At 63.0% G+C, this 14,971-nt stretch carries 15 protein-coding genes and 1 tRNA gene; 13 read left to right on the forward strand and 3 right to left on the reverse strand.

Going from position 1 to position 14,971, the window contains the following annotated elements; translation table 11 throughout:
- From VII69_05240 to VII69_05255, 4 genes are all read left to right on the forward strand, one after another.
- A partial coding sequence (locus VII69_05240; protein HEY5094510.1) for a DUF4331 family protein occupies nt 1-856 on the forward strand: 856 nt, incomplete at its 5' end.
- Between the two features lie 14 nt (nt 857-870).
- Complete coding sequence (locus VII69_05245; GenBank protein ID HEY5094511.1) at nt 871-1,473, forward strand: DUF4331 family protein; 603 nt, start codon at nt 871-873, stop codon at nt 1,471-1,473.
- Nucleotides 1,474-1,488: 15 nt separating this feature from the next.
- Nucleotides 1,489-2,817, forward strand: coding sequence for a hypothetical protein (locus VII69_05250; protein ID HEY5094512.1), 1,329 nt, complete (start codon nt 1,489-1,491; stop codon nt 2,815-2,817).
- Nucleotides 2,818-3,001: 184 nt separating this feature from the next.
- Nucleotides 3,002-4,303 carry a pitrilysin family protein gene (locus tag VII69_05255; protein HEY5094513.1) on the forward strand — a complete coding sequence of 434 codons (1,302 nt, stop codon included), beginning with the start codon at nt 3,002-3,004 and terminating at the stop codon, nt 4,301-4,303.
- A 116-nt stretch (nt 4,304-4,419) separates the two neighbouring features.
- Here the strand turns inward: VII69_05255 and VII69_05260 are convergent, their stop codons facing one another.
- Nucleotides 4,420-5,034 (reverse strand): cytidylate kinase-like family protein, encoded by a 615-nt coding sequence (locus VII69_05260; protein HEY5094514.1) that lies wholly within the window; start codon nt 5,032-5,034, stop codon nt 4,420-4,422.
- A gap of 73 nt (nt 5,035-5,107) precedes the next feature.
- Between VII69_05260 and VII69_05265 the strand changes: the two genes are divergently transcribed.
- On the forward strand, nt 5,108-5,536 hold the full coding sequence (locus VII69_05265; protein HEY5094515.1) for a chromate resistance protein ChrB domain-containing protein: 429 nt from the start codon (nt 5,108-5,110) through the stop codon (nt 5,534-5,536).
- 18 nt (nt 5,537-5,554) lie between these two features.
- A complete protein-coding gene (locus VII69_05270; protein HEY5094516.1) occupies nt 5,555-5,881 on the forward strand; it encodes a hypothetical protein in 327 nt (108 codons plus the stop codon).
- Between the two features lie 87 nt (nt 5,882-5,968).
- On the opposite strand, the gene VII69_05275 is transcribed toward VII69_05270, so the two are convergent.
- Nucleotides 5,969-6,253 (reverse strand): hypothetical protein, encoded by a 285-nt coding sequence (locus tag VII69_05275; protein HEY5094517.1) that lies wholly within the window; start codon nt 6,251-6,253, stop codon nt 5,969-5,971.
- A gap of 112 nt (nt 6,254-6,365) precedes the next feature.
- Between VII69_05275 and VII69_05280 the strand changes: the two genes are divergently transcribed.
- The 7 genes from VII69_05280 to VII69_05310 all read left to right on the forward strand — a co-directional run bounded on the left by VII69_05280 (nt 6,366) and on the right by VII69_05310 (nt 14,260).
- Complete coding sequence (locus VII69_05280) at nt 6,366-7,799, forward strand: NADP-dependent isocitrate dehydrogenase (GenBank protein HEY5094518.1); 1,434 nt, start codon at nt 6,366-6,368, stop codon at nt 7,797-7,799.
- A gap of 17 nt (nt 7,800-7,816) precedes the next feature.
- Entirely contained in the window at nt 7,817-10,555 is a 2,739-nt protein-coding gene (gene acnA, locus VII69_05285) for an aconitate hydratase AcnA (protein ID HEY5094519.1), read from the forward strand.
- A 168-nt stretch (nt 10,556-10,723) separates the two neighbouring features.
- Complete coding sequence (locus tag VII69_05290) at nt 10,724-11,050, forward strand: hypothetical protein (GenBank protein HEY5094520.1); 327 nt, start codon at nt 10,724-10,726, stop codon at nt 11,048-11,050.
- An 84-nt stretch (nt 11,051-11,134) separates the two neighbouring features.
- Nucleotides 11,135-12,133, forward strand: coding sequence for an ABC transporter permease (locus VII69_05295; GenBank protein ID HEY5094521.1), 999 nt, complete (start codon nt 11,135-11,137; stop codon nt 12,131-12,133).
- Nucleotide 12,134: 1 nt separating this feature from the next.
- On the forward strand, nt 12,135-13,088 hold the full coding sequence (locus VII69_05300) for an ABC transporter permease (GenBank protein HEY5094522.1): 954 nt from the start codon (nt 12,135-12,137) through the stop codon (nt 13,086-13,088).
- A gap of 48 nt (nt 13,089-13,136) precedes the next feature.
- Nucleotides 13,137-13,223: transfer RNA gene (locus VII69_05305), tRNA-Leu, on the forward strand.
- A gap of 71 nt (nt 13,224-13,294) precedes the next feature.
- Entirely contained in the window at nt 13,295-14,260 is a 966-nt protein-coding gene (locus tag VII69_05310; GenBank protein ID HEY5094523.1) for an ROK family protein, read from the forward strand.
- A 7-nt stretch (nt 14,261-14,267) separates the two neighbouring features.
- On the opposite strand, the gene VII69_05315 is transcribed toward VII69_05310, so the two are convergent.
- A partial coding sequence (locus tag VII69_05315) for a glycosyltransferase (protein ID HEY5094524.1) occupies nt 14,268-14,971 on the reverse strand: 704 nt, incomplete at its 5' end.

A 14,971-nucleotide genomic window follows, 5' to 3' on the forward strand; every position in this document is an offset into this window, starting at 1 on the left:
GCGTGAAGCGGCCGGGCTCGCCCAGCCGATACTGGCGTCCGCGCATGGCGCGGCCGTCGAACAAACCGGAGGTAAAACGATGAACCAGGGTTTCAAGCGGTTTGCCGGCGGTGCGACAGCCATCGTCGCGCTCGCAGCAGCCGCATTTCTCTACACGGGTCACCGCGCGGCGGCGTCGGATCACCAGGATTCGCCGACGACGGTCGCTCGCCCGGGCGGCGACATCACCGACGTATTCGTCTATCAAGCGCCGGACAACGCAAGCAACGTCGTCCTTCAGATGGACGTCCATCCGCTCATTCCCACCGGATCCGGCCCGTCGACGTTTTTCGACCCCGCCGTCATGTATCAATTCAAGATCGACAGCAACGGTGACGGGGTCGAAGACACGGTGCTGCAAGTGCAAGCAGTCGGTGCAGGCGCCGCACAGACGTTGAACGTCTTCGGTCCTGCGGCGCCCATCGTCGTCGGCACGAATTCGAAGTTCGTGACGAAGGCCGGTTCGGTGCAGTACAACACGGTTTCAAGCGCGTTGGGCAACGGCGCGCGAGTCTGGGCCGGACCCGCTAAAGATCCGTTCTTCTTCGATCTCGCCCGCTTCTTCCAGATCATCCCGGATCGCAACTACCAGAATCAGCCGAATCCCGCACCGCCGGATCCGGGCCTGGGCTTCCAAGGCTTCTCTACGGCGTTCAACACGTTGCACGGCACCAACTGTGCGACGACTCCGGCGCAAGACATCCTCTCATCGAATGGCTTCAACGTATTGGCCATCGTCGCCGAAGTGCCCAAGTCGATGCTCGGCAGCGGTCCGATCGGCGTGTGGGCCACGACCAGCACCGTCACCGGACAATAGGAGCACGAAAAGAAATGCGAATCTCAATTGCAAGAGCGACCGCACTGGCGATGCTCGCCGTCGTGGCTGTGGGTTGCAGTCACAACACCGCGGCGCCGCGGCCACCCCGGACGCAGACCTACCAACAGATCGAGCGGCTTTCGCGGCCGGCGATCAAAGAGGTGTTCGAGTCGTTTGCCAACCACGACGCGACTAATCGCTCGACACCCAACAACGACAGCACGCTGCAGACGGCCGTCACCGGTTTCATGACGGGCGTAGCGGGCCGCGATACTGCGACGACGACAGCGCTCTCCGGCATCCTGTTTCCGGATGAAGTGAAAGCCGACATGAGTGTGAACTTGCCTGCAGGCGGATCACCGGCCGGCCAGTACGGCGCGTATCTCGGCATCGAGACAGGCGGAGCCACCGGAAATACATTCGGGGGCCGCTGGCTCAACGACGACGTCGTCAAGATCTCGCTTGGCGCGATCTTCGGCAACACGTTGTCGGCGCTGGGCGTCGTGCCCGACGACGGTCACGAGTCATGGTGTCTGTCCGACCAGAACCTCTCGAACGGCGAAGGCACGTTCCAGAGCTACGGCAGCACGTTCCCATACGTCAACGCCCCGTACTAGGAGGCGTCCGCCGCGATGAGAACCCGGGTCACCGTCGCCCTCCTCTGCCTCGCGTTCGCAGCGTTGGCGGGGTGGCCCGCGTTCGTGGCGCATCGAACGGCTTCCGACGACGTGGCCACAGCCTCGGTGGAATTCACGCCGGCGCCGGTCACGCAGGATTATCTGCAGCGTGACCACTTCGTGGAGTTCTACGAAGGCGCGGTGCGACGGTCGCCGGGCGATCAGATCATGGCGCGCATGCTCGCAAGCCAGTATCTGATGCGGTTCCGCGAGCGCGGCGATATCGGCGATCTACGGCGCGCACGCGTCGCCGCGCAGCGTTCTCTCAAGATTCAACCACGAGAAAACTCAGGCGCCGAGAGCGCGCTCGCATCGGTCGCGCTTGCGCTCCACAAATTCCGCGATGCGCAAACGTACGACGCGGACGTCGTCCGGATGCAGCCGTGGAGCACCGGCGCTGCAGCAACCCTCGCGTCGACCGACATGGAACTTGGGGAATATGACGCCGCGGCGTCCCTGCTCGGCAAACAGCCCAGTCCGTATCTCGACGCGACGTGGGAGTCGACGGTGGCCCGATACGATGAGCTTACCGGTAAACTCCAGGCTGCTCGCGCGCACATCACGCGCGGGATGCAGCAAGCCGATTCGGTGTTCGACAACCCCGCCGAAGCGCGTGCTTGGTATCATTTCCGCGCGGGCGAGTTGGCGTTCGAAGCGGGCGATGTCGCGGCCGCCGAACGCGATCAGCGTGCGGCGCTGGCGATTTTTCCAACCGACGCGAAGGCGTATAACGCGCTTGCTCGCCTCTATTGCGCAGAACACCGCTGGCGCGACGCCCTTGACGCCGCGGACCGCGGCGCGGATCTCATCCCCTTGCCCGAGACGCTCGGCTACAAGGTCGACGCGCAACGGGCGCTTGGGGACACGGAAAGCGCGCGCGAGACCGACGACCTGATCGGCGCCGTCGAGCGGATAGGCAACGCGAACGGCATCAACGACCGCGCGATCGCCGTCTACGAAAGCGAACACGGCGAGCGGCTCGCCGATGCGGTGCGCATCGCGAGGCGCGATCTCGCGGCGCGCGACGATATCTTCGCCGAGGACACGCTCGCGTGGGCACTCGCCATGGATGGTCAATGGATTGAAGCGCGGCCCCACGCCGTGCGGGCCGTCGCGACCGGCATCGAGGATTCAAGAATCCAGTATCACGCTGGAGTGATCGCGCTGCATACCGGCCACGCGGCGGAAGCGCGCGAGCGCCTGCGGCTCGCGGTTGCCGTCAATCCTCATTTCCATCCGGTTTACGCTGACGATGCGCGAAGGCGGCTCGGTTCGCTTCGCTGAACGGTTGTCCCGCCATTTGGTCCCAATCCCAAGAATGAACAAAAATTCCTACGGTCCTGGGCGCAAAAACTGACTCAAACGTCGATTTTTCGTCCCTGCGCCACGCGACGATTGGAGGACCCGCGGCGAACATAGGATGTCCGCATTCATATTTCGCCCACTAAAAGAAAGTTCAAGGACTCCCATGTCTGCCCGCCGCTACAACGCGACCCCAGCCCTCCACCGGCTGCGCAATGGTCTTCGCGTCGTCACCACCCCTATGCCGAATGCCCACACGATGAGCATCTCGTTCGCAGTGCGCGCGGGTTCGGTCTACGATCCGCCGCGCGCTCCCGGGCTCGCCCATTTCATCGAGCATCTTGTCTTCAAGGCCACCGACGACTACTCGCGCCCGCAGCTGGCCGCTGCGATGCAGCGCTGCGGCAACCGGTTCGACCCCACCACGGGCAAAGAGACGATCACGATCGCAGGAACGGTCCCGGCCGGGAAAGTCGACGATGCGCTTCGCTTGGTGGCGAGCGTGTCGCAGCGGCCGCGATTCGATCGCGCCGACGTCGAGATCGAACGCCAAGTCGTGCTCGAAGAGCTGCGCGATTGGGAGGACGATCCGAGCAAGCGCATCGAGTCTTTGGCCGATCGAGCATTGTGGGGATCGCATCCGCTTGGGAGAGACACGGGCGGAACCCGTTCGAGCGTGCGCGTCATCACGCGCGACCAGGTGCGCCGATTCCATAACCGCTATTTCCACCCGCGCAACTCCGTGCTGAGCATGGCCGGACCCATGTCGCATCGCGATCTGCTCGGCGCGGCGCGGGAGCACTTCGGTGGTTGGCAGCCTTCCAAAGGTGCAGCCATGCCGAGGCGCCACCCGGTGGACGTCATCGAGCCGGTTTTCCCGCAGGGCCGGCGGTCAAAAGTGCTGCGGCGGAGCGACACGTCGCAAGTCTGGTTCTCGCTTTCCACCACCACGCCGTCGTACGCGCAGGGTTACGAGTCGGTGCTTCGGGCGCAACTCGCTCAAGTGGTCATTGGCGACGGCGACGGCAGTCGTCTCTGGGACGGCTTGCGCGAGCGGCTTGGCCTAGCGTACGAGGTGTACGCGACGTTGGACTTCTACGTGGAGTCGGGCGTCATGAGCGCATTGTCGGCCGTCGGACGCGGCCGCGCCGGCACCGCCGTGCGTGAGATGAAGCGCATCCTCGACGAAACCGCGGACGGCTTCTCGCGGGAAGAGTTCTCGCGCGGCAGAGACGCGCTCGCGGCGCAGATCGAGCTAAGTTCGGATTGGAATGCCGCAAATGCCGGACGCTACGCGGAGCTCGCGTTGTTCGACCAGCCGCTCGTGACGCCGGCGCAAGAGCTGGCGATGCTGAACGAAGTCCGGGTCGGCGAATTCAATAGCTTCGTCAAAGAGAGCATCCGTTGGGATACCGCGGCCGTGTGCGCGATAGGCGGCGGCCCAGCGCTCGCCGCAGTCCGCGACTAATTACGTTTCTTTCGTTTGTCGTTTTAGGGCAACCGTACTAGGGTGAGCAACGCTCACCCATTTTTGGGCAAGCGATGCTTGCCCTAGTACGGTTTGCCCTCATACAGGGCTCTGCGTTACGCCACCGGTGAGCGGGCTGCGTGCAAGATGATGTCCGCCGCCACTTCGACGCCCAGCCGATCCGTGTTCACCACGAGATCGTAGTTGCCCGGATCGCGCCAACTGTTCTGATAGTAGGTCTGCATGTAGGCGGCCCTATGCTGGTCCGACTTCTTGATCTCGCGAAGCGCATCGTCGCGGCCGATGCCCGTGCGGCGGCAGAGCCGAGCGATCCGGCCGTCGAGCGAACCCGCGACAAAAACGCGGAACACGTCTTTGCGATCTTTGAGGAGAACCGGCGCGCCGCGGCCGATCACCACCAACGACACTCGGCGCGCGTGCTCTTCGATGATGCTCGCCGTCAATTGGACCATGCGCTCTTCGGACCAATCGGGTAAGCCGTCGGGTCCGTATGCTTCGGGATACGCCGCGGTGATGACGCGAAAGAGGCGGTCGACGAAACCCTCGACGTTCTCGTCGCGCGCTTTCACAAATGAAGCCGGCGCGCCGATCCTCGCCGCCACCAAGTCGACGATCTGATTGTCGAGCAGTTCAGCCTGCAATCCGTTGGCGACGCGTTCCCCGACATCGCGGCCTCCGGAACCTAACTCGCGCCCGATTGCGATGATCATCGCCTGAAGATTCGTGCCGGCCAAAGCTGCAGCCTTGCCAGGCTTTCGACGGTTCGGCGCGAACGGCGGGCCAATGCGCTGGGTTACTCGCGACCGGATCAAGGTCGATCGCGTGGCGTGTCCATGGCTCATCTTGCGCTTTATTGATGCAGAGGCCGATTTTGTGTTCGTGCCCGCAAAAGAGGTCGACGGTTTCGCGCAGACCACAGGCGCGTTGCCGTTCGATGTCGCCGGCGCCGACATCGGTCATCACGGTGACCGCTGTAGCTTCGACGCTTTGCTGGACAAGTACGAACTCGACGATCCCGCCTTGCGCAGGCTAGCGCTCATCGTGCGCGGCGCCGACACCGATGCGCGCCATCTGTGTCCGGAAGCCCGCCGGGTTGTACGCCATGGCGGCCGGCTTCAACGCACTCTCGCCGTCCGTGTATCGAGACGATCACGCATTGCTGCGCGTGGAGTTTCCGGTCTACGACGCGCTCTACGAGTGGTGCAAGCATGAAGTCGAGGAGCATCCACGTTGAATGACGCGGTATGCGCGTTGCCGCTGGCGCGCCGCATCGTCGTAGACGCTCTCCTTGCGAGTTCCGGCGATCCGGACGCGCTCGTTTACCGAGTCACGCCGCGCGGCTTTTATCTCGCTCCGCGGCGGACGCCGGGCCGGGTCCACGACTACCGCTACGACGACGAGACCCAGACATTTTACGTCTTCGACCGGCTCGGCGATCCGGTGGCGCTCATCGTGCTCAAGGACGACGAGTGGACCACGGCGATGCGTGGCTTCTCGCCCGTGCCATTCCATTTCGGCGGCGCGCAACTGCTGCTCGCATCGCTTATCGCTGAGTAAGCCACAGTTGTTCGCCCGCCGCGATGAGAAAGATCGCGACGGGCAGAACGCGCGCGTTGCGGCGGCCGGATCCGCTGGCACCGGCCGTCAAATTCCGGTTGGAACCTCGGCCAAAACCGCTCCGCCCTCGCGGCGCATCGTCGCGAGCACGTCGGCTTTCGGGATTTTCGCAAGGTCGACATCGATGGCGACGATCCAGGAAACATCGGCGCGCATGTTGTCACCGGCCCGCGGCGCGCGCGGTCTTGCATTCGGCTGCTGCGCATAGATACGTAGTGCGCCGTCAGGCAGAGCCTGATTCGTGAACCAATCGATAGCTGCCGTCGCGCTGTTGACATTCGCAAAGCGCGCCGAGATCACGTCGTCTCTCATCTCGTCGCATCGGTTCTGTGGCGAATGTCGCGCCGACCTGCAGGGGGCATCGCAAGCCGACCCTAAGAGCCGATGCTAAGAGAGACGAATCCCGTCATGAAGAGGAACATACATGTCCGCCAACACGCCCATTACGGTCGCCTACGGCGACGGCATCGGCCCCGAGATCATGACCGCTAGCCTCGATATCATGCACGCCGCCGGCGCACGATTCGACATCGAAGTCATCGAGGTGGGCGAGAAGGTCTATCTCGCCGGAAACGCAGCGGGCGTTTCCGCGAACGCGTGGGAGAGTCTGCGGCGCACGAAAGTGTTCTACAAAGCGCCGATCACCACGCCGCAAGGCGGCGGCTACAAGAGTCTGAACGTCACCACGCGCACCACGTTCGGCTTGTATGCCAATGTGAGGCCGTGCGTGGCCTACGCACCGTTCGTGCGCACGAAACACGCGGGGATGGACGTGGTCATCATCCGCGAAAACGAAGAAGACGTCTACGGCGGCATCGAATACCGCCAGACGCAAGACATGACGGAGTGCCTCAAGCTGATCTCGCGGCCCGGCTCCGAGAGAATCGTGCGCTACGCATTCGAATATGCGCGGCGCAACGGACGCAAGAAAGTCACCTGCTTCACCAAAGACAACATCATGAAGATCACCGATGGGACGTTTCATCGCATCTTCGACCAGGTCGCCGCCAAATACCCGGACATACAAAACGAGCATTGGATTGTGGACATCGGCGCCGCGAAGCTCGCGGACACTCCTGAGGCGTTCGACGTCCTCGTGCTTCCGAATCTGTACGGCGACATCTTGTCCGACGTCGCCGCCCAAATCGCCGGGTCCGTAGGGCTCGCCGGCAGCGCGAATATCGGCGACACGGTTGCGATGTTCGAAGCCATTCACGGCTCCGCGCCGCGCCGTGCCGGACTGAACATGGCCAACCCATCGGGTCTGCTGCTCGGCGGCGTGCTGATGTTGGTCCACATAGGGCAAGTCGACATCGCGTCGACGGTGCACAACGCGTGGCTGAAGACCATCGAAGACGGCGTCCACACGTATGACATCTTCCAAGACGGACTGTCCAAGGAGAAAGTCGGCACGAAGGAGTTCGCGCTGGCAGTGATCGCGCGGATGGGTCAAAAGCCCGCCACCCTCAAGCCGGCTAACTATCCTGCCAACGCTCCCGCACATAAAGCTTCCGGCGTATCGTCGCGCGTGCCGGAAAAGAAAGATCTCATCGGCGTCGATGTCTTCTTGGATCTCGCCAGCGCTGCGCCCGACGAGCTCGGTCAACGGCTGCAACCTGTCGCCGGCGATTTTCAGCTCGCGGCGATCATGAATCGCGGCACGAAAGTATGGCCCGGCGGCGCTGCGGAAACATTTTGCACCGATCACTGGCGCTGTCGCTTTCTTTCCAAGAAATCCGGCGGCGTCATGGCGCACGGGCAGGTGATCGAGCTACTTGCGCGAGTCGCGGACGCCGGCTTGGACTTCATCAAGACGGAGAATCTTTACAATTTCGACGGCAAACCGGGTTTCTCGTAGCGAAACGGAGCACAACGATGTCTACTCGGCTCGACAGTTTTGGGAGCAGATCCATTCTGGATGTGGGCGGTGCAAAAATCGCCTATCATCACCTCGACGCGGCCGGTCCGGGCGTCAAGCGGCTTCCGTTCTCGCTGAAAATTCTCGTAGAAAATCTTCTCCGGTACGAAGACGGACGCTCGGTCACAAAAGAGCAGATCGCGGCGCTCGCGGCCTGGGACTCAAAGATACCGTCCGACCACGAGATCGCATTCCGGCCCGCGCGAGTGCTGCTCCAGGACTTCACAGGGGTTCCGTGCGTCGTCGATCTTGCCGCCATGCGCGACGCGATGGCCGAGATGGGCGGCGATCCCGACAAGATCAATCCGCTGCAGGACGTCGAGCTGGTCATCGACCACTCGGTCATCGCCGACGCGTACGGCACGCGCGAAGCGTTCGCGATCAACGCCGACTTCGAGTTCCAGCGCAATGGCGAACGCTACCAATTGCTCAAGTGGGGCCAGCATGCGCTGCGCCGTTTCCGCGCGTTGCCGCCCGATCAAGGCATCGTGCATCAGGTCAACCTTGAATATCTCGCGCGCGTCGTGTTCACGGTTGACGACGCGGGCGCCACGATCGCCTATCCGGATTCGCTCGTCGGCACCGATTCGCACACCACCATGGTCAACGGCTTGGGCGTGCTCGGGTGGGGCGTGGGGGGCATCGAGGCGGAAGCCGCCATGCTCGGCCAGCCCGTCTCCATGCTTATTCCGGACGTCATCGGTTTCAAGCTGAGCGGCAAGATGCGGGAAGGGGCCACGGCCACCGATCTTGTGCTCACGTGCACCGAGATGCTGCGCCGTAAAGGCGTGGTGGGAAAATTTGTGGAGTTCTACGGGGCAGGCTTGAGCAATTTAAGCCTTGCAGATCGCGCGACCGTGAGCAACATGTGCCCGGAGTACGGCGCCACCGTCGCGTTTTTCCCGGTCGACGAAGAGACGCTTACCTACTTGCGCCTGACCGGCCGCGAGGTCAAGCACATCGAGATGGTGCGAGCGTACACGCAGGCGCAAGGCCTCTTTCGCACCGACGAAACCCCCGACCCGGACTTCACCGACACGCTCGCGCTCGACCTGGCCGATGTTGAGCCGTGCATCGCCGGACCGCGCCGCCCTCAAGACCGCGTGCCGCTCTCCGCGAGCAAGGAGACGTATTGCGACGCCTTCGGCGAGATGAGCGAACGCCGCGAGGCAAAGATCGCAGCCGCCACCATGTTCGACGGCGAAGGCAACGAGGCGGCGTCTCCGATGGCGCACCGGCGTATCGTCGCATATCGCGACGGCGAGATCACTCGCGATCTCGCGGACGGCGCCGTCGTCATCGCGGCGATCACCAGTTGCACGAACACTTCCAATCCCAGCGTCATGGTGGCTGCCGGCCTTCTGGCGAAAAAAGCAGTCGAGCGCGGGCTTCGTTCGAAACCGTGGGTCAAGACCTCGATCGCTCCGGGATCGAAAGTGGTCACCGACTATCTTGCCAAAGCCGGCCTCACGCCGTATTTGGAGAAGCTTGGATTTTTTCTGGTCGGCTACGGCTGCACCACGTGCATCGGCAACAGCGGTCCGCTTTCCGAACCCATAGCGCAAGCCATCACCGACAACGACTTGATCGTCTGCTCGGTGCTCTCCGGCAACCGCAACTTCGAAGGCCGCGTTCACCCACAAGTGCGGGCGAACTATCTCGCGTCGCCGCCGCTCGTGGTGGCGTACGCGCTCTCAGGCAGCATGGAATGGGATCCCATCCACGAGCCCATCGGCAAGGACACGAGCGGCGCCGACGTCTTCATGCGCGATCTGTGGCCGACATCGGCGGAGATCGGCGCGACCGTGGCCGAGTGCGTCGCAGAAGCCATGTTCCGCCGGCAGTACGCGGATGCGTTCGGCGGCGACGCCAACTGGAAATCGCTCGAAATCCAGGAAGGCACGCGGTTCAGTTGGGCGCCCGACTCGACGTACGTCAAACGGCCGCCATTCTTCGAAGGCGTCGCACGGAATCCGGCGCCGCGCGCCGACATCTCCGGGGCGCGCGTCCTGGCGCTGCTCGGCGACAGCGTCACCACCGATCACATCTCGCCTGCAGGAAGCATCGGCAAGAACACCTCCGCCGGCGCGTATCTGATCGAGCGCGGCATCGAGGTGAAAGATTTCAATTCGTATGGCGCCCGGCGCGGCAACCACGAAGTGATGATGCGCGGCACGTTCGCCAACGTTCGATTGCGCAATCGTCTGGCGCCCGCCACCGAAGGCGGGTTCACGCGTCATCTCCCAAGCGGTGAGACCATGACCATTTTCGACGCCGCCGAGCGATATCAGAATGAGGGCGTGCCGCTCGTCATCATCGCCGGCAAGGAGTACGGGTCGGGCTCGTCGCGCGACTGGGCGGCCAAAGGGCCTCGTCTGCTCGGAGTGCGGGCGGTGATCGCGGAATCGTTCGAACGCATCCATCGTTCGAATCTTATCGGCATGGGCATCATCCCACTGCAGTTCCAAACGGGCGAGAGCGCTACAGAGCTCGGCTTGACGGGCGAGGAGACCTATTCGATACGCGGCATCGCCGACGGCGTCGCGCCGCGCAAAACTCTAGACATCACCGCGGTCGCGCCGGACGGCCAGCGGATCGCCTTTTCCGCTGTGGCACGCATCGAAACGCCGGATGAAGCGGAGTACTACCGGCACGACGGCATCTTGCAGTTCGTGCTTCGCCAACTGCTCGCCTGAATAGCCTCACTGCCAGGCGCAATCCCGCACCGGACGTGTGGCACAAATGGCGGGATGCCAATGCCGGCCGAGCGAACAATGCGCACAATGCAACCCAGGTGGCCGCTCGTCGCGTCTCTTTTTTTGGTCTGCGCGCTCGCAAGCAATTCTAGTTCTGCGTCCGCATGCGTGTCCGCTCGCGGAAATCACGTGGTGCTCGCATCGCAATCGATGGACCCCGATGTGTTCGTGTGGGATTCCATGCAGCGACTGACCGACTACACGGCCGGCAAGTACAAGACGGACGACGTTTTGCGGCATACGTTGCTCGTCGCCGCCGGAACGGCGGCGGTCGTCGTCGCTTGCCGCGAACGCGTCGTGCATCAGAGATTTTCGGCGGGCGACGCAGACGCCGTCGGCATCAAGCTATCGACTGGGCGCTACAAAGGGCATTACGGCTGGATCAACTCGCTCGATCTTCATGTGCCCGTGCGAGGCACGCCTCCCCCGCCCTAGTCCCTTCGTATGACCTGCCGGGAAGGCCGCCGTTCGCGTCCGGACGAACTTTAGCGGACCGAATCGAGAACGGCCCGAGGACCGATGCTGAATTACACTCTTCGCCGCACGCTGCAAGCTCTGCCGCTGTTGTTCCTCATCAGCGTGATGATGTTCCTGATCCTCAACAAGATGCCGGGCGGCCCCCTCGCGGCATACATGCAAAATCCGCACATCACCGCCGCCGACATCGAACGCCTCAAGCATAACTTCGGCCTCGACCGCCCGCTCTACGTGCAGTACTTCGACTGGCTTGGTCACACGTTGCGTGGCGATCTTGGCTGGTCGCAAGTGAACTCGACCAGCGTCACCGACGCGATCATGGAACGGCTCCCTGCCACCCTCGAGCTGATGGGGATATCGTTCCTCGTCTCGCTGCTCATCGGCGTCACGTTTGGCATATTGGCCGCCGTGAAGCCGTATTCGATGTTCGACTACTTCGTGACCACCTTCGCGTTCTTCGGCATGTCGATGCCCGTCTTCTGGCTCGCGATCATGATGCAGATGGCGTTCGCGGTCAACGGCATCCACATTCCGCCGCCCGGCTACGCATTTCTCGGATACCGGCTCGACATCAACTTGCCTTCGGCCGGCATCATGTCCACCGACGGCGGCGACTTCGTCGACCGCGTACGTCACCTCATCATGCCCGTGACGGCGCTCGCGTTGCTCAACATCGCGACGTGGTCGCGCTTCACCCGCGCATCCATGCAGGAAGTGCTGCATACGGACTACATGCGCACGGCGGCCGCAAAGGGTCTCACCTTCATGCAGATCCTCTTCAAGCACGGCATGAAGAACGGCCTCATGCCGGTGGTGACGATCATCGCGCTCAGCCTGCCGGGCCTCGTGAGCGGCGCAGTGGTCACGGAATCCATTTTCGCATGGCCGGGCATGGGCCGCTTGTTCATCACCGCGCTGCTGCAGCAAGATTTCCATCTTTTGATGGGTTATCTCATGCTGATCTCGGTGCTGGTCGTTTTGTTCAACCTGCTCGCCGATCTCGCATACGGCTGGCTCGACCCGCGGGTCAAATACGACTGACATGGCCACATCACCGAAGCTGCAGACAGATCCGCCGTTACCCTCCTCGCTGCTGCCGCACGCGGCGCTCGCACTCGAGGACGAATATGCGCGCGACCGGCACCTGACATGGAAGAAGTTCCAACGCCACCGCCTAGCATTGGCCGGCGCGGTCGTGCTGACGTTGATCGTCATCGGCGCCGTCTTCGCGCCATTCCTCACGCATTTCGACCCTAACGCGATCGACAACGCGTGGCAGGGCAGCCCGCTTGCGCCCGGCGTGGCCGGTCACTGGCTCGGCACCGACGAGATCGGCCGCGATCTTTGGGCGCGGCTGTTGTTCGGCGGGCGAATCTCGCTGACCATCGGATTGACCGCCGTCGTCATCGAAGTGCTGCTCGGCACGTTCATCGGCGCGCTCGCCGGCTATTTCGGCGGCTGGGTCGACGGCGTGCTGATGCGCATCACCGATGCGTTCCTATGCATTCCGCTGCTGCCGCTCTTGCTCGTGCTCACGGCGATCGTGGCTGCGGAATCCACCCGCGCGGCGCTCAACTTCGAATCGATCGTGCTCATCATCGGATTCCTCTCGTGGATGCCGGTCGCGCGCCTCGTGCGCGGATCGTTCTTAAGTCTGCGCGAGAAAGAATTCTGCGAGGCGGCGCGCGCCATCGGCAGCGGAAATTTCCGGATCATGTTCCGCCACCTGTTGCCCAACGCCATGGCGCCGATCATCGTTCAAGCGACGTTGGATGTCGCCAACGTCATCATCCTTGAATCGGTGCTGTCGTTCTTGAGTTTTGGCATCCAGCCGCCGACAGCATCATGGGGCAGCATGCTCGCAAACGCTCAAGAGAATATCACCATCGCATGGTGGGCCGCGGTCTATCCGGGACTGTGCATATTCGTGACGGTGTTGGCGATCAACTATATGGGAGATGGTCTGCGCGACGCACTAGACCCGAACGTCCGGTAATGGTATAATCGTTCCCGTCGAACCGGCCGGCTGCTGCTGGCCGTTCGTGCCCAGGTGGCGGAATTGGTAGACGCGCTAGTTTGAGGGGCTAGTCGGGTAACACCGGTGCAGGTTCGAGTCCTGTCCTGGGCACCACACATTTCGTAAGGCGCGGCACTGAAGGTTCCGCGCTTTCTATATGTTAAACGTCGGGCCGGGGGAAACGCATGAAATACGCGATCGGCGTCGATCTTGGCGGTTCACACACCATGGCCGCCGTCGTCGACTCGAAGGGCAAGATCCTCGACAAGTTCAAGCGCGATTTGAGTTCGCTCGACGCCGCGTATGTGGTCGGCGAGGTCGCAAACGTCATCGGCAAAGCGCTGAAGTCGGTCAAAGGCAAGGACGTCGCAGGCATCGGCCTTGGCTCACCTGGCAGCATCGACGAGCGCAACGGCGATATCCGCTACTCTCCCAACTTCGGCTGGCGCAACGTTCCTCTCGGCAAGATGTTGGCCAAACGGATCGGCCGGCAGGTGCACATCCTCAACGACGCGCGCTGCGCCACGCTGGGCGAGGCCGACCACGGAACCGGCCGCGGCGCGCGCGACTTCGCGTTGATCACGCTTGGCACGGGTATCGGGGGCGGCTTCATCGCCAACGGCAAGCTGGTGATCGGGGCTTCGATGGGCGCCGGCGAGTTGGGTCATCATCAGATCCGGCCTGACGCCGGTTTCATCTGCACGTGCGGCAAGACGGGATGTTTTGAAGCGCAAGCCTCCGGCACGGGCCTCATCCGCCACGCGCTCGCGATCGCGCCCTCGTTTCCGCGCAGCACGCTTCTCGCCGGCGATTCGGCCACGTGGGGATCGAAGGGCATTCGCGAAGCGATGGTGCGCGGCGATCTGCACGCGACGGCGGCATGGAATCGTTGGATGTCGGATCTTGCCATCGGCGTCTCCAACATCGTCGCGTTCATGAATCCTGAAGTCATCGCGTTGGGCGGCGGTGCAGGTCAAGCGGACAAGAAAATACTTTCGATTCCGCTCACCGCGCTGGTGGACGCATTGACCATCATGTCCCCGCGCGGAAAGACAAAGATCGTCTCCGCACAACTAGGCAACGACGCCGGCGCCGTAGGCGCTGCCACCCTCGCTTTTCACGGTGGCGTGAAGGGGTTGCTGAAGGAATGACGTCCGGCTAGGCGAGTACCGGCGCCGTGCTTTCCAATAGGTCGAGCAGAAAACGTGCGATCAAACGAGCGGCGTCCGGGCGCGCGCTCATGAGCGCACGCTCGCGCATGCGGTCGAGCTCGCCCATGCCGGCCACGCCGAACAGCCTGCGCAGCGCCGCGGCCACAGCATCGGACTCTAACGCCACCACGCCGGATCGTCTCGATTTGACGTAATCCAGATTGCCGGCCTCTTGCCCCGATATGTAGTCGCACAATATCACCGGAAGCCCGGACGCCGCGGCTTCGGCGATCGTCCCCGGCCCGGCTTTGGTGAGCAGCACGTCCGCCGCCCTCATATACTCCGCGATATTTTCGACGAAGCCCAGTATGCGGGCATCGCGGCCGATCATTTCGCCCATCGAAGAAAGCTTGCGGCGCAGACCCGAGTTCTTGCCGGCTATCGCGACCACTTGCAGATCGAGATCGCGGATCACAGGCGCGACGTCGTGCAGTAATTTGGGCACTCGTCCGCCGCCTTCGCCGCCCGCCATGACGAGCAACGTCTGCCGGCTTGGGTCGAGGTCGAGCGCGCGCTTTGCCGGACCACGCTGAGCGTTGCCCGGCTCAAAACCAAAGCGGATCGGAAGGCCGAGGTCGTGGATCCGGCTCAGCGGTATGCCTCGATCGGCACAGACGCCGCGCGCCTCGGGCGATCCGACGACGTATTGAT

Source organism: Candidatus Eremiobacteraceae bacterium (genome assembly GCA_036511855.1).
Taxonomy (GTDB): domain Bacteria; phylum Vulcanimicrobiota; class Vulcanimicrobiia; order Eremiobacterales; family Eremiobacteraceae; genus JABCYQ01.

Excerpts from the sequence above, each read along its gene's own strand:
- VII69_05245 (HEY5094511.1), top strand. The coding sequence starts at position 871 with ATGCGAATCTCAATTGCAAGAGCGACCGCACTGGCGATGCTCGCCGTC.
- VII69_05250 (HEY5094512.1), top strand. The coding sequence starts at position 1,489 with ATGAGAACCCGGGTCACCGTCGCCCTCCTCTGCCTCGCGTTCGCAGCG.
- VII69_05255 (HEY5094513.1), top strand. The coding sequence starts at position 3,002 with ATGTCTGCCCGCCGCTACAACGCGACCCCAGCCCTCCACCGGCTGCGC.
- VII69_05260 (HEY5094514.1), bottom strand. The coding sequence starts at position 5,034 with ATGATCATCGCAATCGGGCGCGAGTTAGGTTCCGGAGGCCGCGATGTC.
- VII69_05265 (HEY5094515.1), top strand. The coding sequence starts at position 5,108 with ATGCGCTGGGTTACTCGCGACCGGATCAAGGTCGATCGCGTGGCGTGT.
- VII69_05275 (HEY5094517.1), bottom strand. The coding sequence starts at position 6,253 with ATGAGAGACGACGTGATCTCGGCGCGCTTTGCGAATGTCAACAGCGCG.
- VII69_05280 (HEY5094518.1), top strand. The coding sequence starts at position 6,366 with ATGTCCGCCAACACGCCCATTACGGTCGCCTACGGCGACGGCATCGGC.
- acnA (HEY5094519.1), top strand. The coding sequence starts at position 7,817 with ATGTCTACTCGGCTCGACAGTTTTGGGAGCAGATCCATTCTGGATGTG.
- VII69_05295 (HEY5094521.1), top strand. The coding sequence starts at position 11,135 with ATGCTGAATTACACTCTTCGCCGCACGCTGCAAGCTCTGCCGCTGTTG.
- VII69_05300 (HEY5094522.1), top strand. The coding sequence starts at position 12,135 with ATGGCCACATCACCGAAGCTGCAGACAGATCCGCCGTTACCCTCCTCG.
- VII69_05310 (HEY5094523.1), top strand. The coding sequence starts at position 13,295 with ATGAAATACGCGATCGGCGTCGATCTTGGCGGTTCACACACCATGGCC.